This window comes from Dysgonomonas reticulitermitis (genome assembly GCF_054601275.1).
In genome coordinates, this window is sequence record NZ_BAAHWU010000118.1 from 1 (window position 1) to 1,597 (window position 1,597).

Here is a 1,597-nt window from a genome sequence, read left to right on the forward strand (position 1 = left end):
TTTGCTTGAAGAAATAAGAATCTATCTTTGACAATCTTTCCGATATAGAACTTCGACAGACACTCTCTGATTGGTCAAGATTAAAAAGCATCTTGAAAACAGGATCATTAAATGTATCTTCTAAGGTGCGTTGGCTTAACCTGTCATTCTCCAAAATACCATACATCAAAAGGTAAAATAGCTTCTTGCCGTGTAAAACTTTAGAATAATGGTCTACTTTAGTATTCTCCGATAAATGACTCAGCAAGGCTTCGGGAATAACATCCAATAGTCGGCTTATACTTATTTTGTGGTCTTTAATTATTGCCATAAATATATGATTATCAATACTTAAAGATAATAAAACTATACCGGATAAACAAACATAAGTAATTAAAAATCAAATAATTATACAAAAAAATAGTCGGAAGAAATTTCTTCCGACCACTCCTGGCATTTCGCCCACCTTCAGTAAATTAGAAATTTCTGTAAACATGTTTTTAAAAGTTAAAAGTTATAAGTATAATTTGCAGCCATTCCGGTTAAGGCATTCCTCAATTGTTTTTCTTTACTCTTGGAAAACACCCATCCGGGTTGTTTTACGCCTTCATGCGTCAGGCACGGGTTGAAGCGTCCGCCGAGTTCCTTCAGGCGGTCTTTTACCGCCTTTGTGTCGCCGAAGACCGCCAGCGCCTTTTCGGAATAGTCCGCGATGGTAAAGTTGCCGGCTATCGCTTCCAAAGCAGCATTTGCCTTTACCTGCGCCCTGACGCGGATATTGGCTTCATCGCCTGCTGTGAGGGAAAAGGCGTCGATAATATCCATGTGATATTTTGCTTTCCGGACAATCCATCCGCTGTACTTACTGTTGCCAAGGTAATAACCTTCGCCGCCCGCATATTTTTCACGGTGTTCATACTTTCTGTTTTCGTCCGATAAATGAGCGGTTTCAGGAAAATTCACAGCGTATTTGCGCAATTCGGGAAACAAGTCCCGCGTGTGCGCGGAGAAGCCCAGTATAACAGTCCTTGCCGTACTGTACCCGTGGTAATCGGTCATCACGTAGCTTTCGTCTTCGCGTAACTCCGCTACGATTACCGCTTTGGCGTCTGCCGGGATAATGGCTTTCAGCCGTTCACGCCCCGCGGCTTTCAACTGTTCGTTCCTGCCGGTATCGCAGCTTGCGCCGGCGTCCGGTAAATGTACTTTTGTCATAACTTGAAAAATTAAATGATTGTTGATTGATTTTTAACCGGATGTCTTTACGCCGGAATCCTGACCCTGTTCATCAGCTGTCCGGATAGCTCGTGCAGTTCCCTGCTGCGCCTGTCGTCCAAATCGCGGGCATGGGCTGTGATGGCCTGTGTCAGCTTCCAGAGCGTGGAACCGCCCTGTGTGCCGTCGCCGGGATTATTCCGCATCAGGATTTTCTGGACGTTTTCGCTTTCGGACTTGTGAAGTGAGCCAACCTTTACTAATTTTCGTAATTCTGAATCAAAATCGACGTCTATTTCGCCGGCTCCCTGTATCTCGATAGCCTTCTGCATGATAATATCCCTGGAGAAAAGGCTTTTGGTCAGGTCCCGTGTCGCCGATACGGTAGTCCGGGTATCCAGTT

The 1,597-nt window shown here is 44.6% G+C and carries 1 protein-coding gene and 2 pseudogenes; all 3 read right to left on the reverse strand.

Annotated elements, in window-relative coordinates; genetic code table 11:
• Positions 1-310, reverse strand: a pseudogene (locus tag ACYPZI_RS15910) (IS4 family transposase); the annotation flags it as partial.
• Between the two features lie 176 nt (positions 311-486).
• The gene (locus ACYPZI_RS15915; protein ID WP_459603348.1) at positions 487-1,194 is read right to left on the reverse strand and encodes a hypothetical protein; all 708 of its coding nucleotides are present in this window, start codon (positions 1,192-1,194) and stop codon (positions 487-489) included.
• Positions 1,195-1,241: 47 nt separating this feature from the next.
• Positions 1,242-1,597 (reverse strand): annotated as a pseudogene (locus ACYPZI_RS15920) (hypothetical protein); the annotation flags it as partial.